18 protein-coding genes and 1 pseudogene are annotated in these 26,866 nt (G+C 36.4%); 5 read left to right on the top strand and 14 right to left on the bottom strand.

All coding sequences use genetic code 11. The features are described 5' to 3' along the window. Nucleotides 1-31: 31 nt before the first annotated feature. The 3 genes from AO058_RS10545 to AO058_RS10535 form a co-directional block, all read right to left on the bottom strand. Nucleotides 32-1,705, bottom strand: a complete 1,674-nt coding sequence (locus AO058_RS10545) for a hypothetical protein (protein ID WP_075326488.1) — start codon at nucleotides 1,703-1,705, stop codon at nucleotides 32-34. A gap of 63 nt (nucleotides 1,706-1,768) precedes the next feature. Continuing rightward, entirely contained in the window at nucleotides 1,769-3,118 is a 1,350-nt protein-coding gene (locus tag AO058_RS10540) for a hypothetical protein (protein ID WP_143083607.1), read from the bottom strand. A 236-nt stretch (nucleotides 3,119-3,354) separates the two neighbouring features. Continuing rightward, a complete protein-coding gene (locus AO058_RS10535; protein ID WP_075326485.1) occupies nucleotides 3,355-4,371 on the bottom strand; it encodes a helix-turn-helix transcriptional regulator in 1,017 nt (338 codons plus the stop codon). A gap of 499 nt (nucleotides 4,372-4,870) precedes the next feature. Here AO058_RS10535 and uvrA point away from each other — a divergent pair, with 499 nt between their 5' ends. From uvrA to AO058_RS10515, 4 genes are all read left to right on the top strand, one after another. Beyond that, the gene (gene uvrA / locus AO058_RS10530; RefSeq protein WP_075326483.1) at nucleotides 4,871-7,702 is read left to right on the top strand and encodes an excinuclease ABC subunit UvrA; all 2,832 of its coding nucleotides are present in this window, start codon (nucleotides 4,871-4,873) and stop codon (nucleotides 7,700-7,702) included. A 16-nt stretch (nucleotides 7,703-7,718) separates the two neighbouring features. Next, a complete protein-coding gene (locus AO058_RS10525) occupies nucleotides 7,719-8,408 on the top strand; it encodes a TIGR00730 family Rossman fold protein (protein ID WP_075326482.1) in 690 nt (229 codons plus the stop codon). A gap of 73 nt (nucleotides 8,409-8,481) precedes the next feature. Further along, entirely contained in the window at nucleotides 8,482-11,295 is a 2,814-nt protein-coding gene (locus tag AO058_RS10520) for a metalloprotease (protein ID WP_075326480.1), read from the top strand. 204 nt (nucleotides 11,296-11,499) lie between these two features. Beyond that, on the top strand, nucleotides 11,500-13,902 hold the full coding sequence (locus tag AO058_RS10515) for an alpha-ketoacid dehydrogenase subunit alpha/beta (RefSeq protein WP_075326478.1): 2,403 nt from the start codon (nucleotides 11,500-11,502) through the stop codon (nucleotides 13,900-13,902). 94 nt (nucleotides 13,903-13,996) lie between these two features. On the opposite strand, the gene AO058_RS10510 is transcribed toward AO058_RS10515, so the two are convergent. From AO058_RS10510 to AO058_RS10495, 4 genes are all read right to left on the bottom strand, one after another. Next, nucleotides 13,997-14,536 carry a hypothetical protein gene (locus tag AO058_RS10510; protein ID WP_075326477.1) on the bottom strand — a complete coding sequence of 180 codons (540 nt, stop codon included), beginning with the start codon at nucleotides 14,534-14,536 and terminating at the stop codon, nucleotides 13,997-13,999. 97 nt (nucleotides 14,537-14,633) lie between these two features. Then, on the bottom strand, nucleotides 14,634-16,178 hold the full coding sequence (locus tag AO058_RS10505; RefSeq protein ID WP_156858139.1) for a PH domain-containing protein: 1,545 nt from the start codon (nucleotides 16,176-16,178) through the stop codon (nucleotides 14,634-14,636). Then, the gene (locus tag AO058_RS10500; protein ID WP_075326473.1) at nucleotides 16,147-16,674 is read right to left on the bottom strand and encodes a PH domain-containing protein; all 528 of its coding nucleotides are present in this window, start codon (nucleotides 16,672-16,674) and stop codon (nucleotides 16,147-16,149) included. Before AO058_RS10500 ends, AO058_RS10505 begins: the two co-directional genes overlap by 32 nt. Next, nucleotides 16,662-17,501 (bottom strand): 1,4-dihydroxy-2-naphthoyl-CoA synthase, encoded by an 840-nt coding sequence (locus AO058_RS10495; RefSeq protein ID WP_075326471.1) that lies wholly within the window; start codon nucleotides 17,499-17,501, stop codon nucleotides 16,662-16,664. Before AO058_RS10495 ends, AO058_RS10500 begins: the two co-directional genes overlap by 13 nt. Before the next feature lie 106 nt (nucleotides 17,502-17,607). On the opposite strand from AO058_RS10495, the gene AO058_RS10490 reads away from it, so the two are divergent. After that, the gene (locus AO058_RS10490; protein WP_075326470.1) at nucleotides 17,608-18,099 is read left to right on the top strand and encodes a hypothetical protein; all 492 of its coding nucleotides are present in this window, start codon (nucleotides 17,608-17,610) and stop codon (nucleotides 18,097-18,099) included. On the opposite strand, the gene AO058_RS10485 is transcribed toward AO058_RS10490, so the two are convergent. The 7 genes and pseudogenes from AO058_RS10485 to AO058_RS18940 form a co-directional block, all read right to left on the bottom strand. Then, entirely contained in the window at nucleotides 18,096-18,932 is an 837-nt protein-coding gene (locus AO058_RS10485) for a CvfB family protein (protein WP_075326468.1), read from the bottom strand. The two genes, AO058_RS10490 and AO058_RS10485, sit on opposite strands and share 4 nt — an antisense overlap. A gap of 113 nt (nucleotides 18,933-19,045) precedes the next feature. Continuing rightward, nucleotides 19,046-19,390 (bottom strand): DUF2853 family protein, encoded by a 345-nt coding sequence (locus tag AO058_RS10480; protein WP_075326466.1) that lies wholly within the window; start codon nucleotides 19,388-19,390, stop codon nucleotides 19,046-19,048. A 67-nt stretch (nucleotides 19,391-19,457) separates the two neighbouring features. Next, nucleotides 19,458-21,191, bottom strand: coding sequence for a 2-succinyl-5-enolpyruvyl-6-hydroxy-3-cyclohexene-1-carboxylic-acid synthase (gene menD / locus AO058_RS10475; RefSeq protein ID WP_075327948.1), 1,734 nt, complete (start codon nucleotides 21,189-21,191; stop codon nucleotides 19,458-19,460). Between the two features lie 208 nt (nucleotides 21,192-21,399). Then, nucleotides 21,400-22,545, bottom strand: coding sequence for a chorismate-binding protein (locus tag AO058_RS10470; RefSeq protein ID WP_075326464.1), 1,146 nt, complete (start codon nucleotides 22,543-22,545; stop codon nucleotides 21,400-21,402). A 3-nt stretch (nucleotides 22,546-22,548) separates the two neighbouring features. After that, nucleotides 22,549-22,968: a PaaI family thioesterase gene (locus AO058_RS10465; RefSeq protein ID WP_075326462.1), complete on the bottom strand. Its 420-nt coding sequence runs from the start codon at nucleotides 22,966-22,968 to the stop codon at nucleotides 22,549-22,551. Nucleotides 22,969-23,193: 225 nt separating this feature from the next. Then, a pseudogene (locus AO058_RS10460) lies at nucleotides 23,194-24,725 on the bottom strand (IS1182 family transposase). 89 nt (nucleotides 24,726-24,814) lie between these two features. Beyond that, a complete protein-coding gene (locus tag AO058_RS18940; RefSeq protein WP_075326460.1) occupies nucleotides 24,815-26,725 on the bottom strand; it encodes a thrombospondin type 3 repeat-containing protein in 1,911 nt (636 codons plus the stop codon). Nucleotides 26,726-26,866 lie beyond the last annotated feature (141 nt).

Here is a 26,866-nt window from a genome sequence, read left to right as displayed (position 1 = left end):
TTCATACCCTCCTGGTAGTTGGCTTTTCATTTTAATAACAAGCTACGGCATGAACAATAATATAGAAGTCATTACTATAGTCTCTTGTCCAGGTATAGGTAAGAGTATTTGCATCCACTTCATCATTAAGGTTATATTGCCCGGGTGCAAAAACATCATTTCCTGATGGTGCAACTTCACTTAAATTAATATGAAGCTCACTTAAGCTTACTCCGGGTTCCAGTGTGATTTCCAGAGTAATATCATCACCATTAACAGAGATCTCCGCTGTAGCAATATGTTCTCCTTTGGAAGTATTATTCTGTGCAGCACCTGCCCAAATATCGAGAGTATTACTACTTCCATCTATACCTGTTTGGTAGTGTTCTGCCCAACCCCATCGATTAGCATTTGCTAAGGTATTAAGAGCTGTATCTCCTTCCATATAGGCGGTTTCGCAGGTATCCCCACCTTCTTCAGGACATCCATTATTAGATTCTGGACCTGCCTGGTAAGGACATTCATCTTCACAATCATTTAATCCATCACTATCAGCATCTCCAGCACAATCATCAATAGGACAACCACCATCTAATGGATCACCGGCTTCTTCTGGACATTGATCACACCCATCTGGAATACCATCTTCATCCATGTCTTCATCATCATCATAGCCTTCACATAAATCATCTTCATTAGGTACGCAGTCACCATCGGTATCCTCTTCAGTTATTGGACAATCAAGTATAGGGTCATCTCCACAGTTAAAGAAAATATGTTCATAATCTATAGTGTCATTATCACCAAAATATGATTGTACATCGTTCCAGCTTAAATAGATGATTTCAGGGTCTTCAGCACCAGGTGTTCCGTAATTGTCAGACCAACTAGCCAAAGTAACGGTTACTCTTAAGTATGCCTCAGTGTCTAACTCGTCATACATAGGAGCCGGAATTGCTAAACATAGTGGTTCAGCATACCAGTCACCCGAATTATCATCTTCGGTATTTCCGGTTTCAGGAGATCTATTGGTATATAAGTTAATATCATCCTCTCCTTCTCTTATATAATCTATATCAATATTATAATTTGCAGTATAATGTTTACCATTATCGGTACAGTAGTTAGCAAATACACAGAACTCGTATAATTCTATTGGAATAAGATCAAAGAATTGGTATCCATATAGATTTACATCTCTATCGTCAAAACATAAGACTTCAACATCCAAATATTTTTTAGATCCTGCTCTTAAATCAAAATTGATAGGTAAAGCATCATTCACAAAGTTCTTATATTCACCTTCGTCAGTTGGTGCTACCCATATGGGTGAAACACCTTCTCCTGGTTCTTCAGCATACACCATAAAAGTGGTAAGGCTTACTGCGGTTGTAGTTTCGTTAGCCGGAATTGGAATTTCCAGATCTTCTTCGTAATCAGTGAAATAAGTGTCACCATCAAAGAGAATAGGTACAACTACATCTTCAGTTCCCAATTCGTGGGTAAGTACTATCCAGGCATACATTGGTGTATCATCAGAACATTCCGGGATTTCATCTGAAATAGCCTGACGATTATCATTCACAAGATCATTCAAAATAGCACCTATAGAGATACTACCCATTTCCTCGTTTACAGAGGGCTCATTGGTCTCTTCTTTACTACAGGACGAAAATAACATCCCCGTAGCCACGAAAATGGCCAGCATTAATTTTAAATTCTTCATTGTTTCTATGTTTTAAAAGGAATTAAAAAGGTGTCCCAAAAACTGGGACACCTTATAAGAGTTTTAGTACTCTTCAAATTCTCCACAAGCTAGTGGTGTCATATCAGACTCATGTAACACAGCTGTTCTATTAGCTAGATTAGCAGCTGCTACCTGAGCAGGAGTTAAAGTAAAAGTCCTGGTGTAGAATAAGTTTCCAGCTCCGTCAGCTACAGGCCATACATCTCCTGTATAATCAAGATCCCAAATTGGCGAACCAAAAGCATCACAACTTGCATTTTCATGGATATGTTGTGGTACATCTCCTGGAATAAGTTCAGTAGCTGCTGTAGTAGCAGTTAATTGATTCCCCTGTAACTTCAGGTATGCAAATCCTACAGCATTTGAATCACCTAAATTCTTTAAACAGGCTTTGTAACGTTTAGCTTCTGTTCTTGGGTCATCAAATGGTGGAGGGTTATCGCCACCACATCCATAATTAAAGTGGTAATAATCCATTGTTGAATCGTCGTCTTCACTATAAAACATTCTAATTTCTTCATCAGTGATAGGACCAGCAAGAATTACTTCTCCTGCATCGTCTGAACTATACTCATCGGTATTATCTAATGTAATTTCAAAATAGTAAGTATCAGTTTCAGCGGTATCAGGTAACCAGAAACATAATGGATCTGAATAATAGTCACCTGTAGTGTCATCTTCATCTACAGTATTAGATTCAGTGTAAATTGGATCTCCAACTGCTTCTGAGCCCATCCATACATTAACTGTATAACCGGCTACGTAGTGTCTACCATCTTCTGAAGGACAGAAGTTTCCGAATAAACAGAATTTAATCAGCGGAATTGGTACAAGGTCAAAGAATTGATATCCGTATAAGTTTACTTCTCTATCATCGAAACATAAAACTTCTACATCAACATATTTCTTTGAGCCGGCTCTAAGTTCAAAATTAATTGGAAGCGGATCGTTTACAAAGTTTTCATACTCACTATCTTCTTTTGGAGTAACCCAAATTGGCAATGTACTTTCACCCGGTTCTTCGGAGTACACCCAGAAATCTGTTACACTAACAGAAGTAGTAGTTTCTCCGGCAGGGATTGGAATTGCCAGATCTTCATCATAATCTGTAAAATAAGTAGTTCCATCAAAATTTACAGGAACAACTACGTCTTCTTCGCCCAAATCATGGGTTAGAATAACTCTTACATACATGGGAGCATCATCGGAACATTCAGGAATAGACTGTTTTAGTAATCCCTGTCTATCCAGGTCGTTTAAAACTGCTCCCAGGGAAATGCTCGCCATTTCTCCATCGGTTCCCACATTGTTTGTGGGTTCATCTTTACTACAAGATGCAAATAACATCGCGATAATAACGACGCTTGAAAGGTAATTTTTTAGGTTTTTCATAACACTAAAGTTTTGGTTAATAAATATTTAGAATGGTTAAAACAATATATATAAATATGACTCTGTAAAGAGCATCTTGATATATCAATACTACTTGTTGGGGGGCTCAAAAAAAATAGGCTGAGGTAAATACTAGTGAAGTGGGGTGACTAGTAATTCATATGATAAATGTAGTCTAATTCTTTCCTATCATGCTATAGGGGTTTTCTCCCCTATTTTACCGAAAAGTCTAATTTTTAGACTTTTTGATAATCTATAAGCTTATGATTTATCGCATATATTATGCTCTCCAGGATAGTATCAGAGTTGGTTCTCTTTATAATATTAGAACGATGTTTTTCTATTGTTTTTGGGGAGATAAACAACGCTTCAGATATATCTTTGGTTTTATAGCCTTTAATAAGTAATTCAATAATTTCCTTCTCTCTATTAGTGAATTTAAAATCGGTGAGCTGGCTATTTTGTTTGAAGCAATTTTCTACTTCTTCAGAAGCAGTGCCTATTCGGTCATTAATCACTTCGCTTTCTTCCATAAGATCAATAAACATGACAAATTGATGCCCAAAATTCCTGTTTAACTTAGAAAAATTAATACGGGCATTTCTCACCTTATCATTCCTTAATAGTAAGGCAGTCTTAGTGGCTGCCTTTATATGTTTACCGCGGGCAAAATTTCTTAAACTATCTTTAACCTTTTGTACATTTTCGCATTTCACGAAATCGGTAAGTTTTAAACCCTTTTTCTCTTTCACATCAAAACTTTGCTTAAAAGCATCGTTCATCGCTACAATTTCATTTTGATCCAGTAGCACTACCGGTTGGGAAATAATATTAAACATTCCCATAAAAGCGTCTTTCCAATAATTGGAAAGTGAACGGTTGCTATATACCAGTTTTACAATCTTCCCGCAAAGTGCCTCTATAGTAGGAGAGTATATAAACTCATCTACTACTTTTCTAAATCTACTTTCAGCTTCGGCCCTATATCGTTCTTCGGCATAAACAACCAGCCAGGCTTTAGTAAGAAAATGATTTGATTTAAAATTGGCGATATTCTTAAAATTCCTACCCGATCTAAAGGAAGAATAATCTAATAAGATTATATCGGGTAATAAATTAAGTGCCATGTTAAAGCCAGTATGCAAAGAGTTTGCGTGAGCTACTTCAAATTGCATACTAACACCCTCCTGAACACAGTCTACCATACTTTGTTTGTTGGTTATAAGCAACAACTGCTTTTTTTCTGTTATCATAATACATCAATTTTGCGGCTATTTAGCCAGTTAGTAAAAACTGTGGAGTAGGTCCACAAAAAATTAAATTGATAGATTTAAAACATAACAATAGAAGGGTCTGGATGTTTTAAATCTTACGTGGGGGGGGTTAAAAATAACGGGGCAAAACTGATGGGGCTAAAAACTACCTACTTGTAGGTTTAATACTTTTCTGGGGGGATGAAAAAAAATTTCATGAAGATTTGGTATCTCAAATATAGGGGATTAACCTTATTTTATGCAAAAAAATAAAGTAATATTATACTGACAATCAACAGAATAAACAAAGGATAAAAGGAGCATTATAGCCGATAAATTTTATGTTTCTAAAAATTTGTTTTTTCACCACCTTAACCACGCTAAAATTTTATTGCTAATTCCTCTTTAAAAAACTTTAAACCATAATTAACACTCCCAGAAACTTCCTTTCTTTTTAGTTAGCAACACTTTAAGTACCTTTGCCCCCTTGATAAAAAATATGGCTAAAACCGAAGAATTTATAGAGGTATTAGGGGCTCGCGTCCATAATCTTAAAAATATAGATGTTAATATTCCCAGAGAGAAACTGGTTGTGATTACCGGTCTTTCGGGATCCGGGAAGTCTTCCCTGGCTTTTGATACGATTTATGCCGAAGGCCAGCGGCGGTATATTGAAACCTTCTCTGCTTATGCCCGCCAATTTTTGGGTGGTCTGGAGCGTCCCGATGTAGATAAAATTGAAGGTCTCTCCCCTGTTATTGCTATAGAACAAAAAACCACCAGTAAAAATCCGCGAAGTACGGTTGGGACTATTACAGAGATTTACGATTTCCTACGCTTACTCTACGCGCGTGCCGGTGAAGCTTATAGTTATAAGACCGGGGAGAAAATGGTTAGCTATACCGATAGCCAAATAAAAGATCTTATTTTAAAAGATTTTAAAGGGAAAAAAGTAAGTGTTTTGGCTCCCGTGGTGAAATCCAGAAAAGGGCATTACCGTGAATTATTTGAGCAAATAGCCAAGCAGGGATTTCTTAAAGCAAGGGTAAATGGTGAAGTTAGGGACCTGGTAAAAGGAATGAAACTGGACCGGTACAAAACCCACGATATAGAGATTGTAATAGATCGCTTAAAAATTGATGATAAGACCGATGCACAAAAGCGCCTGGACGAAAGTATAAAAACCGCGATGTATCATGGTAGTGATACGCTAATTATTTTAGACCAGGAAACTGAAAATGTTCGGTATTTTAGCAGGAATTTAATGTGCCCCACAACGGGAATTTCTTATCCTAATCCTGAGCCCAATACTTTTTCCTTTAATTCGCCTAAAGGTGCCTGCCCAAGCTGTAACGGGATTGGCACTTTATACCAGGTGAATATTGATAAAATTATTCCAGATAATTCTAAGTCGATCAAAAATGGAGCACTGGCTCCTCACGGTCCGCAAAAAAAGAACTGGGTTTTTTCTCAGCTGGAATTAATTGCTGAGCGCTGGGACTTTAAACTTACGGATCCTGTTTCTAAAATACCAGATGCCGCAATGAAGTTTATACTTTACGGGGGCAAAGAGACTTTTACCAAAGAATCTAAAAGCCTTGGTGTAAACCGGGAGTTTAAGATTAATTTTGAAGGCGTAGCAACTTTTATTGAAACTACTTTTAATAATAACGATTCTACTTCTTTAAGACGCTGGGCCAAAGAATATATGGATAAAGTTGAATGTCCCGTTTGTGAAGGCAGTCGACTCAAAAAAGAATCGCTTTATTTTAGAATTAACGATAAAAATATAGCCGAACTTTCTTTAATGGATATTGAAGATTTGGCTAAATGGTTTGTTGGGTTAGAGAAAAAGCTAAGCGAAAAACAAAACAAAATTGCTGCTGAAGTTATTAAAGAAATTAGAACGAGAATTGGTTTTCTGGTAGACGTTGGGCTTACCTATCTTTCCCTTAACCGCGGTTCTAAATCGCTTTCTGGCGGAGAAGCACAAAGAATTAGACTGGCTACACAAATTGGTTCCCAATTAGTAGGTGTTCTTTATATTTTAGATGAACCTAGTATTGGTTTACATCAGCGTGATAACGAAAAACTTATTAATTCACTTATTTCTCTAAGGGATATTGGCAATTCTGTGATTGTGGTAGAACACGATAAAGATATGATAGAACGCGCCGATTATGTGATTGATATTGGGCCCAGAGCCGGAAAACACGGTGGTGAAATTATAAGTGAAGGCCCGCCTTCAGAATTATTAAAACACGATACGCTTACTGCTTCCTATCTAAACGGAACCAAAGAAATTTCAGTTCCTAAAGAAAGAAGAAAGGGAAATGGAAAGCATATAGAACTAAAAGGAGCAACCGGAAACAACCTTAAAAATGTTTCTATTAAAATTCCTTTAGGGCAAATGATTGCGGTTACGGGAGTTTCGGGAAGTGGAAAATCTACGCTTATCAACGAGACGCTTTATCCTATTATGAATGCCCATTATTTTAATGGCGTAAAAGAACCAAAACCATATAAAAGCATTAAAGGTCTTGATAATGCCGATAAAGTAATTGATATTAACCAGACACCAATTGGTAGAACTCCAAGATCTAACCCAGCTACGTATACTGGCGTATTTTCAGAAATTAGGAGTCTTTTTGCAAAAACCCCCGAGTCGCTAATTCGTGGTTATAAACCCGGAAGATTTAGCTTTAACGTAAAAGGCGGCAGATGCGAAACTTGTAGAGGTGGTGGATTACGTGTTATTGAAATGAATTTCCTTCCGGACGTTTACGTAGAATGTGAAACCTGCCAGGGAAAACGCTTCAATCGAGAAACTCTGGAAATTAGGTACAAGGGAAAGTCGATTGCTGATGTTTTAGAAATGACCATCAATGATGCAACCACTTTCTTCGAACCAATTCCCAAAATATATAGAAAATTAAAAACCATAAAAGATGTTGGTTTAGGGTATATCACGCTTGGCCAACAAAGTACCACGCTATCTGGAGGGGAGGCCCAGCGAATTAAACTTGCTACAGAACTTTCAAAACGTGATACAGGAAATACTTTTTATATTTTAGACGAGCCAACCACCGGTTTGCACTTCGAAGATATTCGGGTATTAATGGATGTTTTAAACGAATTAACAAATAAAGGAAACACCGTACTTATTATAGAACATAATATGGATGTAATAAAAATGGCCGATTATATAATTGATATTGGTCCCGAAGGCGGAAAAAATGGCGGAAAAGTTATCGCTAAAGGCACCCCAGAAGAAGTGGCCAAATCAAAAAAGAGTTATACTGCCGGTTTCCTTAAAAAAGAATTACACTAACTATATTAATTATAATATGAATAAAAATCTTAAAAATAAAGCCTGGAACGAAATTAAAACAAACGATTCATGGGCCATATTTAAAATAATGGGCGAATTTGTAAATGGCTACGAAAAGCTAAGTCAAATTGGTCCCTGTGTTTCAATTTTTGGTTCAGCCAGAACCAAACCAGATCAAAAGTATTATAAACTAGCTGAAAAAATATCAAAAAAAATCGTTGAAAACGGCTACGGCGTAATTACCGGTGGTGGCCCGGGAATTATGGAAGCCGGTAATAAAGGTGCTCATCTTGGAGGCGGAACTTCTGTAGGATTAAATATAGATTTACCTTTCGAGCAACACGACAACCCATATATTGATAATGATAAAAGCCTGGATTTTGATTACTTTTTTGTTAGAAAAGTAATGTTTGTAAAATATTCACAGGGATTTGTAGTTATGCCGGGCGGTTTTGGAACTTTAGACGAACTTTTTGAAGCCATCACCCTTATTCAAACCCATAAAATAGATAAATTCCCTATTATTTTAGTAGGAAGGGATTTTTGGGGAGGTCTTGTAGACTGGGTTCAAAAAACACTTTTAGATACCTTTCAAAACATTAGCGCTCCAGATATGGATCTTGTTCAGGTTGTAGATACCGAAGATGAAGTTATTGAAATTCTAAACGAATTCTACGGGGAATATAATCTTAGCCCTAACTTTTAATCAAATCTTAAGAAGGGAAAAAAACTTTGATTATATTTAGCTCGAATTCTGTGTTACGTTAAATATATTCCCATTGAGATTTTATCTGTTTTATTTATTTTTTTTTGTGGGAATTGGATGGGGTTTTGCACAAAACTCCATCTCCTTACAAGCTCACTTAAACGATAGTACACATACTTTTACCATAGAGCAGGAATTGGTGTATACTAACTCCAGTAACGATACTCTTACCCAAATTTATCTTAACGATTGGGCAAATGCCTTTAGTGCAAAAGACACTCCCCTTGCAAAACGTTTTGCCGAAGAATTTGCGAGACGCTTCAGGTTTGCTAAAAATGAAGAGCGAGGTGCTACCTATATTAATAAACTCACCAATACCGAAGATGAAGCCTTAATTTGGGAACGCCCATACCTGGCCCAGGACCTTATTAGAGTTAAACTTTATAAACCTTTACTACCCGGTAATAGTATCACCATTAATTTAGATTACCAGGTAAGGATTCCTATAGATAAATTTACTCGTTACGGGGTAGATTCAAATAATAATTATAAACTCCGGTATTGGTATATTACTCCTGGCGTTTACAAAAACGGAAATTGGGAAGTTTACAGCCATAAAGATTTAGGCGATCAATATAATGCAATGCATGATGTTGAAATTACCCTTACCACTCCACCTAAATACTATGTAGGCTCGGCGCTGGATTTTGAAGGTGTTAGTACGAGTAATGGCTCAAAAACCGTAAAACTTTCAGGGAAAGATCAATTAGACACTAAATTATACCTAACCAACTCTTTCATTTTTGAGTCTATTAGAACCGAAGATCACGAAATATTTACAAATGTAGATGATGATGAACTTCAGCCTGAAATAAAAAGAATTTTATTAAATCGTATTTTAAAATACTATAACAAAAGACTTGGGGAATATCCTCATCAAAACATTTTTGTAACACGGGACGATTATTTAATAAGTCCTATTTATGGTTTAAACCAATTACCTGGCTTTATTCGTCCTTTTCCAGATGGTTTTCAATACGATATTAAGCAGTTTAAAACCATTACTAATTATTTGCTAAAAAATTCGGTGCACATTAATCCGCGGAAAGAACAATGGGTTCATGATGCCATCCTGGTTTCTTTAATGATAGATTATGTAAATGAGTATTATCCTAATATGAAACTTTTAGGAAACCTAAGTAATATTATTGGTATACGATGGTTTCACGCAGCAGACCTGGAATTTAACGACCAGTACCAGTTTCTTTATATGAATATGGCAAGAATGAATTTAGACCAACCGCTTAGAACCGCGCAGGATTCCCTGGTTAAATTCAATAAAAATATTGCTAATGCCTATAAAGCAGGAGTGGGCTTAAAATATCTTGAAGATTACCTGGAAAATGATAAAATAAAAGAAGCTGTTAAAGATTTCTACCAGGAAAATAATATGCGTCCCAGTACTGCAAAAGATTTTGAGCAGAGCTTAAAAAGCCATGCAACAAAAGATATTTCGTGGTTTTTCCAGGATTATGTAGACTCCAATAAAAAAATAGATTTTACCATTCAAAGACTAAATAAAACAAAAGATTCGCTGCGGGTAACCATTAAAAATAAAAGAAATACCAATTTTCCTATTTCTTTATATGGTTTAAAAGATGGAGAAGTAATCTTTAAAAAATGGGTAGATAATATAGATAAAACCAAAACAGTTGAAATCCCAAGGCAGGGTGTAGACAGGCTCGCATTAAATTACGAACAAAATATTCCGGAATTCAATCAACGGGATAATTATAAAGCGGTGACTAAACTCTTTAATAAACCGCTTCAGTTTAGATTACTTCAGGATATAGAAGACCCCCGGTATAACCAGTTGTTTTTTATGCCAGAATTTAATTATAACCTCTACGATGGTATTTCTATTGGGCCCAAATTGTATAATAAAACAGTACTTTCTAAAACCTTCAATTTTAATATTTCACCTAAATATGGTTTTAATAGTGAAACCATAGTTGGATCGGCCTCTTTTAGCAATACCCACCAGTTTGAAAATAAGGAACTCTACAAAATTTCTTACGGTATTGGAGGCACGCGCTATTCATATGGCTACGATCTCTTCTATGAAAAATATACTCCATTTTTAAGTTTTTCTTTTAGAGATAAATATTTACGGGATAATGAGCGTCAAAATCTGCTAATTAGAAATGTAAATGTAAGGCGGGATAGCGATCCTGATAAAACTTTAGACGAACCCAATTACAATGTTTTTAATATTAATTACAGGTACAGTAAGCCTCATTTAGTAGATTACTACAGTGCTTCTTTTGATTTTCAACTGGCTGAAAAATTCAGTAAAATTTCTATGAGCCTGGAATATCGAAAACTATTTAGAAATAATCGGCAAATAAATCTTCGCTTATTTACCGGTACATTTTTGTATAGCGATAATATGGAAACCGATTATTTTAGTTTTGCCTTAGATCGCCCTACAGATTATCTTTTTGATTATAATTACTACGGAAGAAGCCAGGGCTCCGGTCTATTCAGTCAGCAAATTATAGTGGCAGAAGGCGGGTTCAAATCTCAATTACAGCCTGAATATGCCAACCAATGGCTAACTACTTTAAATGCCAGTACTAACCTATACAAATGGTTTTTTATATATGGCGATGTAGGTTTGGTTAAAAATCAGCACCAAAATGCGCGGTTTTTATACGACTCTGGGGTACGCTTAAGTTTAGTAGACGATTATTTTGAAGTTTTCTTTCCTGTTTATTCCAATTTAGGCTGGGAAGTAGCCCAGGAAAATTACGATCAGAAAATAAGATTTATTGTTTCCTTAGATATAAATACATTAATTAGGTTATTTACCCGTCGCTGGTATTAACAAATATTTAAATGCTTAGGTAATTCTTAGCATTCTTCAATTCAATTACATATTAATCAGTATTTACTATTAAAACTGATATTTCATTTGAGTAAATACAATAAAAATCCTTTAAAATATACTTTTCTTAAAATATTTTGATTTTAATGAATTGTGTACAATCTAAGTTTTCGTTACATTTGTTATTATTCATAAATTACGTTCATGCAAAGCGAAACAAAAACTAAAGATTCAATTTCATTTGAAGATTTCAAGGCCGAGGTGCTGGCAGATTACAACATTGCCGTTACCAGCCGGGAATGCAGCCTCTTGGGAAGACGTGAAGTGCTTACCGGAAAGGCTAAATTCGGGATCTTTGGCGATGGAAAAGAAGTGCCACAGCTTGCAATGGCAAAGGCTTTTAAAAATGGTGATTTTAGGTCTGGTTACTATCGTGATCAAACTTTTATGATGGCCATTAATCAATTTAGCATAGAACAATTCTTTTCCGGTTTGTATGCCGATTCTAACCTGGAGAATGAACCAATGTCTGGCGGAAGACAAATGGGAGGACACTTTACCACCCACAGCCTTAATGAAGACGGTAGCTGGAAAAACCTGATGGAACAAAAAAACTCCAGTGCAGATATTTCTCCTACCGCCGGTCAAATGCCAAGACTTTTGGGACTCGCACAGGCTTCTAAAATATATAGAAACGTAGCAGGTATTCCATCTGAAAAATTTTCAGAAAATGGAAATGAAATTGCCTGGGGCACTATTGGAAACGCCAGTACCAGTGAAGGTCATTTTTGGGAAACCCTAAACGCTGCCGGCGTTATGCAGGTGCCTATGGTTTTAAGCGTATGGGACGACGAATATGGAATTTCGGTACACGCGAAACATCAAACTACAAAAGAAAACATATCTGAAATCGTAAAAGGTTTCCAAAGAAATGAAGATGAAAAAGGCTACGAAATAATCGTAGTGAATGGCTGGGATTATGTAGCGCTAATTGAAGCCTACGAAAAAGCCGAAAAAATAGCCAGAAAAGAACATTGCCCGGTACTTATTCACGTGGTAGAACTTACACAGCCGCAAGGGCATTCTACCTCTGGTTCTCACGAACGTTACAAAAATGAACAACGCCTTTCCTGGGAACGTGAATACGACTGTAATGTAAAGTTTAGAGAATGGATTCTTGAAAACAATATTAGCACAGATGAAGAGCTGCAAAATATTGAGAAAGAAATTAAGCGCAAAGTTAGAGAAGGCAAGAAAAAAGCCTGGAACAACTATTTACAGCCTACAAAAGAAAAGCAAAAAGAGTTACTCGCGGTACTATCTAAACTGGCAAAGAATACCGAAGAAAAAGAGAGTGTAGTTAAACTGGCAAAAGATCTTAACTCAAATAAAGAACCGCTTAAAAAAGATCTTGCAGTTGCTGCAAGAAAAACTTTAAGAGCTGTTAGAAAAGAAAATTCAGAAGAAAAATCCCAATTACTGGATTGGTTCACAGATTTTGAGAAAGATATGGCGAATGATTATAACAGTCATTTATATATCGAAAATAAAGGAGTTCTTTCTGAAGTTTTACCGGAATATGATGAGGATTCAGCTGAAGTTGATGGAAGAATTATTTTAAGAGATAACTTCGACCAGATTTTTGGTAATATTCCTGAAACATTAATTTTTGGTGAAGATGCGGGTGAAATTGGCGATGTAAACCAGGGACTGGAAGGTCTTCAAAAAAAATATGGAAAACTACGGGTAGCCGATGTTGGTATTCGCGAAGCCACTATTCTTGGCCAGGGCATAGGAATGGCAATGAGAGGTCTTAGACCAATTGCCGAAATTCAATACCTGGACTACGTGATGTACGCCTTACAGGGAATGAGTGATGATTTGGCAACCTTACAATACCGTACTAAAGGAAAACAAAAAGCTCCACTAATTATAAGAACTCGTGGTCACCGTTTAGAAGGAATTTGGCACAGTGGTTCACAAATGGGTGGAATTTTAAACCTGGTACGCGGTATGTATGTTTTAGTACCGAGAAATATGACTAAGGCTGCAGGTTTTTATAATACTTTACTGGAACAGGATACCCCTGCATTATTAGTAGAATGTTTAAACGGTTACCGTTTAAAAGAGAAAAAACCGAGTAACTTACCCGATCTTAGAACACCAATTGGTAAGGTTGAAACGGTAAGAGAAGGTAGTGATATCACTTTAATTTCTTATGGTTCTACTTTAAGAATAGTTTGCCAAACTGCTGAAGAATTAAGCGAATATGGAATTAATGCAGAAGTAATAGATGCACAGTCTCTACTACCTTTTGATTTAGATCACGACATTGTAAAAAGTGTAGAAAAAACCAACCGACTTCTAGTTATAGACGAGGATGTTCCGGGAGGAGCTTCAGCATTTATTTTAGATAAGGTTTTAAATGAACAAAACGCCTGGAGATACCTGGACAGTAAACCGCAAACCCTAACCGCTAAGGAACACCGCCCGGCTTACGGGACTGATGGTGATTATTTTAGTAAACCTTCAGCAGAAGATATTTTTGAAAAGGTTTATTCGATTTTTAATGAAGTAAACCCCGAGGAATATCCGGCGATACGATAAATCTTGTTAATTGTTTAAATGAGAATCCCCAGTCTAAAATTAGATTGGGGATTTTTGATTTTCTGATATTTCAGTTAGTAGGAGTTCTGGAAATTTACAGCCAATTAAATTCACTGATTCTAAAGCCCCTAAAACAATCATCTACACAGCCTGTTTCAACAAAACCACAATTGGAGATTATTCCGGCTTCATCTGTATTAAAATAAATCTCGTTATCTGCTTTATTAATATTTAAATAATCAGATAGACAGGTTTGATATAATTCATCTATGAGCAAAGGATCAAAACCTTCAGAATTACTACCAATTTCCTCACCGGTTTCTGTATAAGATTTAATTTCCACTTCTACCATTTCACCCTCGTCGCTATATGTCTGTTCATAATAAAGATATTCCCTTTTACTAATAATACCATCTTTTACCGATATGATTGTTCGGTTACCAAATCCGCTCCAGGAAATAAAACTAATTGTATAACTATAAGAATTTCCGTTAATATTCTTGAGCTCGCTCCACACCTTCTTACTTTCATTATAACTAACCCCGCTCTCACCAGTAATTGCACTATTATTATTTTCATTCTCAGAACAAGAAAAAAGCACTAGGAAAAAAAGGAAAAAATTTGAGATCTTCATACAGTATTTATTGAATGTCTTCATAAAAGATGCAAAAATGTGCTAAAGGTTGCGTAAAGTTTTATAAAAAAAAGGATTTTTATCACTTTTTACCTTCTCACATCCAGTGTTTCGAACTAACCTCTGCCTTATATAATACATAATTTACGTATTGAATTATACCAGTATTCACCGCATAAAACTTAAGATCACCACCTGCGGTATGAAAAACTACATTTACCAGGTTCTTTCTGCGGTACCAAATAGGCTGCTTTACACTTATAGATTGAATCTTAAATAATTCCAGGGTTTCTTCGGTTTTGTTCCAAAAGCCGGTTTTCTTCTGTAGAAATTCTTCGGTGATTATAAGTTTACGGGCTCTAAAAGCGAGTATTTGTAAAGTTAAAGCTGCGATAGTATATACTCCCGCTATTGCTAAAACAGCACCTAATTTTAGGTTTATAAAGTCTAAAAAATACCAGAAGGCAAGAAAAATAACTACCGGTAACATTGCCAGGGAAATTTTTCTGAATAATAATAATTTATCTGGTCTAAAGGTTGTGCTGAAACTAGATTTAGAAGATTCTGGATATAAAAAATATTTTATTTTTTCTACAATTTCTTTTCCAAGACCCGGAATCTTTATTTTATTCTTCCGTAGTTCATTTTCACTACTTGATAAAGAAATTTGGGCCTCATAAAGATTTAAACGCTCCTGGACCGGGTTTGTTTTAATTCGCATTAACTGAAGCCGTCTCGGTTGCAGGGAAACCTTGGTATTGGTTTTCAACCCCATCTCCACCTCCATTTTATCCCTATTCTGCTGAATAGTCAAACCATAATATTTGATAAAAACTTCAATAATCGTAATACTAATACTTAAAAGTAAAAGCAACACAAAAAGGATCGCTAAAAAACCGATAGATTGTAAAACCCCGGAAAACTGATCAAAATAAACCTCTACATCTTCTACCTGATCTTTAAAATAGGTATTTACCCTATTATAAATAGTCATTACAAAAGCAAAAACTAACGAAAGCCCGCGTAAATAATTCGTACTAATCCCAATTTTAAGGAGCGTGAGAAACCCTACTTTATGAGTCCAAAAAACCTCTTTGTTTTCCTCTGTTTTTTCAGATTCTTCTTCTAATGAAGTTTCTTCGGTTTTTTCAGCTTTCGCTTTTAATAAGATTTTTGAAAGTTTATTGGCATCTTCTTCAGAAACCGCTTTTATTTCAACTTCTTTAAGATTACTCCCGGCGGTTTCTATTACCAGGCTGTAAACCTTAATTATTCGTTGAAGAATAGAACGTTTAAAATAAACCTGCTGAATTTTATCAAAAGGAATCGCAGTATTTTCGGTAGAAAAAATCCCTTTTTCTAATACAAATTCCTCCCGCTTATAATCGATATAAAAAATAAATTTGCGATAGTACAGGTAGCTATAGATAAGGGCTAAGAACCCAATAAAAAGCAATGCAAGACCAATATAAATTAAAGTCGTTCTACTGGGGCCACTAACCAACAAATACGCGACCACCGCCCAGAAAGATCTAAATAATTTATAAATGCTGGAAATAAAAATAAGAAGAATACCGGCTATAGATTGGCGCTGGGGATTGCTGTAGGCTTCAGGATTCATCATTAGAAATCTTAACCGCAATAGCTTCTTTTAATTGCACAGCCATTTCGGGTTCTAAACCGGGAATAGAAATATCGCTTGCGCCTCCACCTGCAGTAAAAATATTAAGGCTGGAAATTCCTAAAAGCTTATCCCAAATTCCTCGTGAAATCGATGCGTGCTGCACTCGGTTAAATGGAATTACGGTGATTTTACTAAAAACAAACCCTCTTTTATAAATAATGTCTTTTTCCCTAATCGCATATCCCAAACTCTGAAGCAATTTATAATTATTCCAAAATCTAAATATAAAAGCGACTAATACAAAGCCAAAAATAATCCCCGACTGAGCATAATTTAGCTGAAAAAACCAAAACACTCCCAGTGCAATAGTCAGAACGAGCATAAAAATGCCCGTCTGAATATTCATTTTTATAAGATATTTAGACGAAACTGAAGAAAAAGCTACCTGCTCATATTGGGGCAGGGAAGCTAAATCTATTTGTTCGTTACTAAAGTCCTTGGCTACGGGATCCATTTTTTGTCAAAATTTGGTTTTCTTTTTTCCAGAAAAGCATCACGGCCTTCTTTAGCTTCATCTGTCATATAGGCAAGTCTGGTAACTTCTCCTGCAAAAACCTGTTGGCCCACCATTCCGTCATCGGTCATGTTCATGGCGAATTTCAGCATTTTAATGGAAGTTGGTGATTTTGCCATAATTTCCTGCGCCCATTCGTAAGCAGTATCTTCCAGCTCATCGTGCGGAATAACCGCATTCACCATTCCCATTTCGTAAGCTTCCTGTGCCGAATAATTTCTTCCGAGGAAAAAGATTTCCCGTGCCTTCTTCTGCCCTACCATTTTTGCTAAATAAGCTGAACCATAACCGGCATCAAAACTCGTTACATCGGCATCGGTTTGTTTAAAAATAGCGTGTTCTTTACTTGCAAGCGTTAAATCGCAAACTACGTGCAAACTATGCCCGCCACCTACTGCCCAGCCGGGAACTACACAAATTACAGCCTTTGGCATAAACCGGATTAGACGTTGTACTTCCAAAATATTCAATCTATGGTAGCCATCTTCACCTACATAACCCTGGTGCCCACGGGCTTTTTGATCGCCACCGCTACAAAATGCCCATTTCCCATCTTTAGTAGAAGGACCTTCGGCCGAAAGTAAAACGCAGCCAATTTCAGTATCTTCGTGTGCATTGTGAAAGGCATCTAAAAGTTCTGAGGTAGTTTTAGGTCTAAACGCATTGCGAACATCAGGTCGGTTAAAGGATATTCGCGCCACGCCACCCGATTTTTTATAAGTTATATCTTCGTATTCTTTTACAGTTTTCCAGTTGATTTCACTCATAGGTCTTTATTTTATTCAAAAATAAGCTTTTCAATTTATCTTAATATATTTGCGCTGCAAATAGATTTGCATTGTTTTTGCTATATTAAAGACAAAAGCCCTAAAAATGAAATTTCGCTTGCTATTTCTTAGTCTATTTTTATTCAACATAACTTCGGTTTCCGCCCAGGAATATTGGGATGTTGCCGATTTTGAAATTAGCAATTACAGTATAGAACCTTCCTGGAGTGACCTTAGTTTTGGACAACAATTCTTTAAAGGAGATTTTGATCTTCCCAGCGGCGAATTTTTAAATGTAGATGATGGAAAACGCGCCAGTGTAGATATGGTTGGTATTCTTGAAAGCCAACGAAATATGAAAAAACGTACTGTAGATATTGGCACTCCCTTACCTACAACAAATCAAAAGAAAAAAGCTTTTGAAATTTCTAATAATTACCGAATTAGGGATAATGACGAAGTTTACAATGATGCACTGAATTCGAATCCTTATTACCAAAATCAGCGAATTTATCAAAACGCACTTCACAGACAAACCCAGCGAAGAATGTTTTATGGTTCTCCATATTACTCACCCAGGGGCCGCTACTTTTACTAATCTTGTTTTAAGTAAAGGCCGTCGTCTTTAATATCTATTTTTCTTTGTTTATAAAGGTTTCCGGCAGCACGTTTAAAACTCTTTTTGCTAATGCCTAACTGACTGTGAATAGCTTCAGGAGAAGATTTATCGGTAAGGTTTAGATAACCTTCATTTTTCTTTAATTTATCAAGGATTAACTCAGCATTTGGTTCAATACTTCTATAACCCGGTCTTTGTAAACTCACATCAATTTTCCCATCGGGACGGGTTTTAGTGATAAATCCGCGCATTTCATCACCAACATTTATTTCCTGGAAAACATCGTCGTGATAGATCAAACCTAAATGCAACTGATTGATAATTACATTATAGCCTAAATCACTTTTATTACTAATTATAAGATCTACCTCTTCAAAAGGCTCTATGGTTAATTCTGAATTATCTAAAAAAGCATGTACTTTACTTGAAGCTACCAAACGATCAGTTTCTTCATCTAAATAGCAAAAAATAAGATACCGGCCACCTTTTTTCATTGGATATGCCTGTTCTTTAAACGGAACAAATAAATGTTTTTCCAGTCCCCAGTCTAAAAAAGCTCCAAATTCAGTGGTTTCTACACATTTTAAAAATGCGAATTCATCAAGCTTTACCAATGGCTCTATCGTTGTGGCAACTGGTCTTTCTTCGTGATCCAGGTAAACAAAAACCTCTATCTCTTCACCTATTTCAAAGGTTTCGGGTATATATTTATTTGGAAGTAAAACTTCATTTCCTTCAGCATCTGTTAAGAAAAGTCCCGGTTCGGTTTCTCTTACAATATTAAGCGTATGATTTTCGCCAATTCTAAGCATAATCTATATTTTGAAGTGCAAAGATACTTTATATTTTACGGCTTTTCTATAAAACAGGAAAATCCGTTTTTCCCCTTTGAAAAACGGATTTTATAAGTTTTAGACCATTTATTTTATTTAAAAACGCTTTCTTTTTTAAAGTGTTTTGTAAGTAAATAATAGACTACTGCACGATATTTATTTCTGTTAGATTTCCCATATTTTTCCATTACGGCATTTAAACCTACATCCAGTTTTTCGTCATCTTTAAGTCCTAATTTTTTAATAAGGAAGTTGCGTTTTACGGTTTCCATTTCAGATTCTGAAGAACTGGAAACAGTTTCTGCATCACTCCTAAAAATACTGGGGCCACAAGATTCGGTTACTTTTCTAAGCAAACCAACATCGGGTTCATCGCCCGTTTTGTCTTTTACATCCTGGATGTATTTACCTACTTTTTCATCGGTTTTTGTACTCATAATTAAGAATTTTGGTTTATTTTTCAACAAGTTACTTAAATGAGTGTTTATCTACCAATTTAAATTCTTAAGATTTCATAAAATTGAAGTATTCCAACAGTACTTCATCGTTAATTTTTCTTGGTGTAAAAATTTCCAGAATTTTGGGCTTATCTGAATTGCTGAAAAATCCAGTCAATTCCTTATTTATCTCTTCGGAAGTTTTAGCAACAGCATATTCAAAACCGTACATTTCGCTTAAAGATTTTGCCTGAAGCTGGTGGGTGGTTTCAAAATAAGTCTCAAAATTCTCTGTATTCTTATTTCCGGGGAGTATCCTAAAAATTCCGCCGCCGTTATTATTTAGAATAATTATCCTAAAATTCTTCGGAATATAATTATTCCACAGCGCATTGCTATCGTAGAAAAAACTCAAATCGCCTGCAATCATTAAGGTGGGCTCAGCATTTAAACAAGCAGCCCCAACTGCGGTAGAAATACTCCCATCTATCCCGCTGGTACCTCGATTGCAAAAAATACGCAAGCTTTCTTTCCATTTAAATAGTTGCGCATAACGAATCGTAGAACTGTTGCCAAGATGAACAATATAATTTTCGGGAATAGTTGGCACAATTTCCTGCATCGCTTTAAGATCTGAATACGGAATCTCATCCATATACTCCTCGTGCCGAACCTGGCGTTTGCTCTTAACTTGTTTCCAAAATCTACCATAATCACTTTCTACCTGTTTAGTTAACGGAAAGAAATGGGTGAAAAATGAATTTACGGTGGTTTCAAAATGTTTATTTAAGCAAAAAAATGTGTTATAGGCTTTTTTTGGATCAATATGCCAGTGTTGCTGTGGCTGGTTATTTCTTAAAAATGCTTTTATTTTTTTAGAAACAATCATTCCGCCAAAAGTTAGTAAAATTTCAGGCTGAAGCGTTTTGAATAATTCTTCCCTGTTTTCATCTTTCTCAATAGGACCAATAAGGGTATCAATTCTAGTAAAAAATTCGGGATGATTTAAATTGGAGGTAGTTTCCGTCAATACAATAACCGAATCATCTTTGGCCAGTTTTTCCAAATATTGCTGTTCAACAATATTGGGCTGTGTAACGCCTACGATCACCATTTTTCGCTTTGCTTTGTTCCAAAGTTCGGCATAACCGCCTAATTGACTTGCGGTATAGGTTCGTTCTTTAATTTCTGGCAAAATCTGGATAGGATTTACCTCAACATTTTCTACCAAATCGTACAAAGGCTCGTAAAATGGCACATTTATATGAACCGGCCCCTTCTCTTCTATCGCTTTATTTAGCGCCAAATTGACTTCCCGCTCATTATGTTTCTGCGATTCAAATTGTTTTTGCTGCAGCTTTTTATCGGTTGCTTCAGAATCTAAAACTAATTCTGAATGTAAATTAGCCGAATATAAAATATGGTTTTCAAATACGTTTTTTTGTCTAATTGTTTGTCCGTCGCCAATATCTATACGTTCAATAGGTCTATCTGCAGAAATAATCACTAAAGGAATATCACTATAAAAAGCTTCGGCAATTGCAGGATAATAATTTAACAATGCAGAGCCAGAGGTACAAACCAGCGCCACCGGTTTTTGTAATTGCTGCGCCATTCCTAACGCATAAAAAGCCGCACAGCGTTCATCTACAATACTGTAAGGTTTAATTTCGGGATGGTGGGTAAAACCTATGGTTAGAGGCGCATTTCTTGAACCTGGAGAAATCACCACGTGATTTATATTTTTAGCCACACAAAGGGCTACAATAGATCTGGCAACTGGTATTTTGGAGTATTTCACAAAGTTTATTTTGTAGAGTTGAATCCCAGACTTCACAGGTTTTAAAACCTTTGAAGTCTATAATTTTGATATAAGGTCAACCTGAACTTGTTTCAGGTTCTAAGCTAATTAAAAACCTAGCTTCTGAAACAAGTTCAGAATGACGACAGGCAATTTAATTTCACCCAAAATTACAATTTCAAAAACATTTTGGGAGTAGGTTTTGACCTTATTTAACAAGTACAGATTTTATGGTATGCGATTTATTTACGGTTTCCTGCCATTCATCTGCAGGACTGGAATCTTTGGTAATCCCACCACCAATAAATAACCTGGCTTTTCCACCTTCTAATTTCATGCAACGTAAATTCACAAAAAGGGAAGTTTGTTTCAGGATGCTGCCATAAGCTTGATTTTCCTGATTTCTACGATTGTTATTTCGCTTTACCTCATTTTTCATATTCAATTCTCCCAGAAAGCCTGAATAAAATTCGCGATCGTAAGCTTCATGCTCTAAAATAAATTGTTGCGCTTTTTTCTTCGGAAGTCCGCATACAGCCGGAGTTGGGTGTAAAGCAAAAATCAAGCTTTTAAGACTGGATTTTTCAGGATCTAACATTCCTGTAATATCGGTTTGTAAATGCAGCAAATTCCCAGCTTTGGAAGTATAGGGCTCAGATTTATGAATAATCCCCGAAACTTTATGTTTCAGATTCTCCAAAATCGAATCGGTAACAATTTGTTGTTCCTCAATTTCCTTTTCTTCCCAGTTTACAGATGAAGTTCCTTCAAAGGCCTGGGTTCCGGCCAGGGCCATAGTTTTAAATTTTTCACGTTCTACGTTTAAAAGAGTTTCTGGAGTGGCACCCAGCCAAATCCCGGTTTGAGGATGAAACCAGAAATACACAAAAGCAGTTTTATATTTTTTAAGTAAATTCTTAAAAATCTCCATCGCTTTAAGTTGGGTTTGCACGTCTTCCTTACGTGACAAAACCACCTTTTTAAATTCTCCTTTTTTTATGGCTTCAATTCCCTTTTCAACCAATTCTTCGTGTTTAATTCTGGCTTCGGAATTTGTATAAGCAGGGGGGAATTCCTGATTTTCCTTTTCTACTTCTTCAAAGCTTTCAGCCGAATATTCTGTAGTAATTATTTCGGCATTTTCTGAAGGGATTAAAATTGCGTTTTCAGTATTTTCAAAGGGAGCAAAAACAAATCCATTTTCGGTAAAATCGTCAGTTTTATAAGTTTCAGCTGAATCCTGAAGCAAAGCTTTGGTCAATTCGTTTTTAGATCCAGGGTTTCTATAGGCTACAAAAGGATTTCCGTTTTGAATTTGTTCTTCCAATTTTATAAAAAACTCTTCGTTGTTCATTTTCTATTTCTTTTTTGGCAATGCTATGGTAGTAAGTTTTACGATAGAAATCAGGTTATTGGCTTCGTCGGTAATTTTTATTTCGCACAACTGGGTTGTTCGGCCTTTATGAATAAAAGAAGCCCTGGCAAAAACAAAACCTTCAGCAATACTTTTTAAATGATTGGCAGAAATTTCAATACCGCGAATAAAAAACTCCTCGGTATCTAAAAAAACATAACTGGCCATACTTCCAACACTTTCAGCCAAAGCTACGCTGGCACCACCGTGCAACACGCCATCGGGTTGATGCACTTTTGGGGTAACCGGCATTTTGGCTATTAAATAATCTTCCCCAACTTCAGTAAATTCAATTTCCAGGGTTTCCATAAGCGTATTTTTACACACCTTTTTGGAAAGCTCCAGAATTTCTTCATTGGTCATCATTCAAATTATTGATTATATCGTAAAAGTACAAAACCCTGAAATAAAAATAAGCATTGAGAAAGACCTAAGATGCTAAAACAAATTTTTAATCTTTCATAAAAAAGAGGCCGTCTAAAAAGTATTTAGATGGCCTTTTTTATTGATAAAAGTTTTTGTGAGAGAAGTGCTTCTTCTTTTGTAGATATTCTTAATGATAAAAAAAGGCAAAGCAGCGCCCCCTTGCTATGCTATACTGAATTTTCTTAAGTTGTGCGCCATAGCAATTAACCCTATTTCAGTAGTTACTTTCTCCATTCCCCGAAGCATAAATCGCTTGAAGCCCATATTTTGCTTGATATTCCCAAAGACGGCTTCCACATCCCAGCACCGACGTTTACGATGTGCTATTCCCGCTTCACTTAATAGTAGGTTCCTGGCTTTTTCCTTGAGACGGATCAGGTTATGATTGCGCTCGATAATCCTGTTCCCTTTGGCTTTATGACAGCTGCCTCGCAAAGGGCATCCCTTGCAGTTGGCGGCCTGATACCGATGGATTTGCTGCTTAAAACCGGTAGTGGTTTCACTCTCATACCTTCTTACCTTCTTCATCGCCTGGCCCATAGGGCAGTAATATGTATCGGTTTCTTTATTGTAGAATAGGTTGTCCGGGTGGAATGGGTTTTCCCGATGCTTTTTATCGCGTTGTTCTTTATGGAAGTAGTTGTATTTCACATAAGCAGTAATTTCCTTTTCCTCTAAATCGGTATAATTCTCTTCACTGCCATAGCCGGCATCTGCGGTAAGGCTTTGAGGTGTTTGATCGTAGGAGCCTATATGATCTTGCAGGTGGTCTTTTAAGGTAGTGGTATCTGCGGTGGTTTGGGCTAAGGTATAATTGGTAATGAACTGGTTATTGGTGGAGGCCTGAAGGTTATACCCGGGTTTTAATTGCCCATTTTGCATATAATCATCTTTCATCCGCATAAAAGTAGCGTCGGGATCTGTCTTACTATAGCTGTTACGCTTGCCCAGAAGGGTTCCTGCTCCTGGTATTTCTTCAGGTTCCCAGGCCAGTTCTTCTTGGCATAGTTGAGCTTTTGTTTTACTTTTTTATCGACCTCCTTATCTTTTAATGCGTCATTAATGGCATCAATGGTTTTGGCTACTTCATCCGGATCGATAGCCTCAAAATCAGGCTCATTAGGAAGCAATTGTTCCTGGTCATAAACCTTTTCCACATAAGACCATAGTTCCCGAAGCTGTTTCTTAATACGCTCTTTACTGTTCTTGATAGATTTACCCCATACAAAAGTAAAGCGATTGGCATTGGCCTCTATCTTAGTGCCATCCACAAAGAGTTCCTTTAAAGATAATACACCCTGGTCAGCCAGTAAAAGAACCACCTGGTTGAAAATATTTTTAAACTTCCCTTTTAAGCGTTTTCCTCTAAAATCATTGATGGTATTATGATCAGGTTTACTTTGACCACTGAGCCACATAAAATGAATGTTCTCCAGAAGAGCCTGTTCTATCTTACGAGAGGAATACATATTGCGCAGGTACGCATAGATGATCACCTTAAGAAGCATCCGAGGATGGTAACTGGAAGTACCACCTCCTTTGTAACTTCGCTCCAGGTCAGCGATGTCGATTTGATCAATAATCGTATTGACGATTCTAACGGGATGATTTACAGGAACCAAATCATCATAACTGGGAGGTAAAAGACTTAACTGCGACTGGTTATAGGTCTTAAATACAACTTTAGCTTTCATTACATGAAAATAATAAAAACCTCAAAATAATCCAACAAGAAAGGCTGCCTTTTCAGACAGCCTCTTTTATTTAATTAAAGTTTTATTTATTAATATCCTGTAGACGAGGATTGATTAGATATACGTGTGGTTTTTGCTCTAATTTTCGATCTTGCTGCCTGCTTAAGTTCAGTTATTGGTGCTGTATCAATTTTTGCTACACCCCCAAGAACTAAAGTATTTGTAGTGTCATAGAACAGGGCAAAGTCACCATCTCCAGGTTCTATTACAGAAGCGCAGGCAATGGTTAGGTCTTCTATACCTGCCATAATAGGGTGATCTCTATTTGATGCTGAAGGTAATATGGTATAATCACAATCAACTCGTCCTCCACTATTGAATAAAACGGCGCCCATATTTGCAAGGAATTGATTTTCAACTTCAATATTTGCATAAAATGAATCATACTCACCAACAAAAATTATTCTTCCACCATCGGCCGCGAATTGCTTTAAAGTATTGATTTCATCTACCGTATATTGCGATGTTGGCATAACCAGCATCACTATTTTAACATCTGAAGGAATGCTTGTTAAAGAGCCTACCGTTGAAAAAATACTCTCTACGGTAAAACCTTCATCTTCAATAACAGATTCGGTGGTAGCCCATCCTGTTTCAGTACATTCGCCATTGCTGTAGCATCTTGCATTGCGCCCGCGATCTATCCAAACTACATCTCCACCGTTCCTTACTCCCGTAGTGGTATAATTAACGAGGTTTTGAACAAATCTCACATTATCGGGATCTTCCAGAGCGGTATTATCAAATATATTTATATCGTTTAATACAACTACATCTCTGCCGGGAACCCGGATACTTTCACATCCAACTTCATCTACTTCTACTCCGGGATCTGTATCTGGACATTCATCAATATCATTTGGTATGCCATCGCCATCATCATCTGATCCACTTTCACAGGCATCACCTACACCATTTTCATCTTCGTCTGCCTGGTCTGGGTTTGGTACATTTGGACAATTATCTTCGCTATTGGGAATTCCATCCTGATCGGAGTCTAATGGTTCGTCATCATCTCCACAACCAAAAAATAAATGCTCGTATTCTACATTATCATCCCCGTCAAAATTAGCCTGAATATTGGCTCTACTCAACGTACCATCAATAATTATCTCTGAAACTTCGCCATATACATCTGGCCATCCCTTAAGGGTAACCTCATAATATAGATATGGTTCTTCATCGTCGTAATCCTGTAAATTAGGTAAATCGAAACATAATGGATCTGCCCAGGGATCTTCACCTTCAGCAGATTTTGCATTTTCTACATCGGTATAAAGCGGAGTTCCACTATCATCTGTTCCTAACCAGATATCTACACTATACGCCGCGGTATAATGTCTTCCGGCTTCATTACAGTAATTTGCGAAGAAACAGAATTCAAATATTTCGGTGGGAATAAGATCAAAAAATAGATAACCATATTCATTCACAATTCTATCATCAAAACAAACCACCGTTACGTCTACATATTTTTTAACTCCACTACGAAGATTAATGTCTAAAGGTAAAGTGTTCTGTAATAAATCTCCAATTGCACCTCCTTTTGGTGCAAGCCAAATAAGACCTCCTTCAGAATTATACACGGCAAAATGATCTAAAGTATACGTTCCCGGTTCAAGTTCAAGTTCAGGACTATATTCAGTATAATTTTCATCAGAAACCAAATCAATTGCAAAAGGATCTCCAGAAGTACCTACGACTTCTTCTTCACCTCGCAATAAAATAATTTCTACATAGGAAGGGGTATCATCAGAACACGCTGGAAGCTCGGTAGCTTCCTGTTTATTTTGCTGGTTTCGTAGCAGATCATTAAGAATAGGACTAAAAGATAGCGTAGCTTTTTCTGAAACTTCCTGGACACCTTCCTCTTCACTACACGAAAAACAAATAACGCATAGGAGGAACGATAAGAATAATCTTCTTATAAAAATTTCCATAATAATTAGTATTAATTAGTTTTGTGAATACAAATTGCCGGGGTGAAATTTATTGCATTACATGAGGGTGTATTGCAATAAGAAAAGGTCACAGAGGGGTTAAGAATATTATCTTCGAAGATATTTCAAATTTAATGAGAA

The organism is Salegentibacter sp. T436, from assembly GCF_001932675.1.
Taxonomy (GTDB): Bacteria; Bacteroidota; Bacteroidia; order Flavobacteriales; family Flavobacteriaceae; genus Salegentibacter; species Salegentibacter agarivorans.
This window is presented reverse-complemented; position numbering and strand designations above follow the sequence as displayed.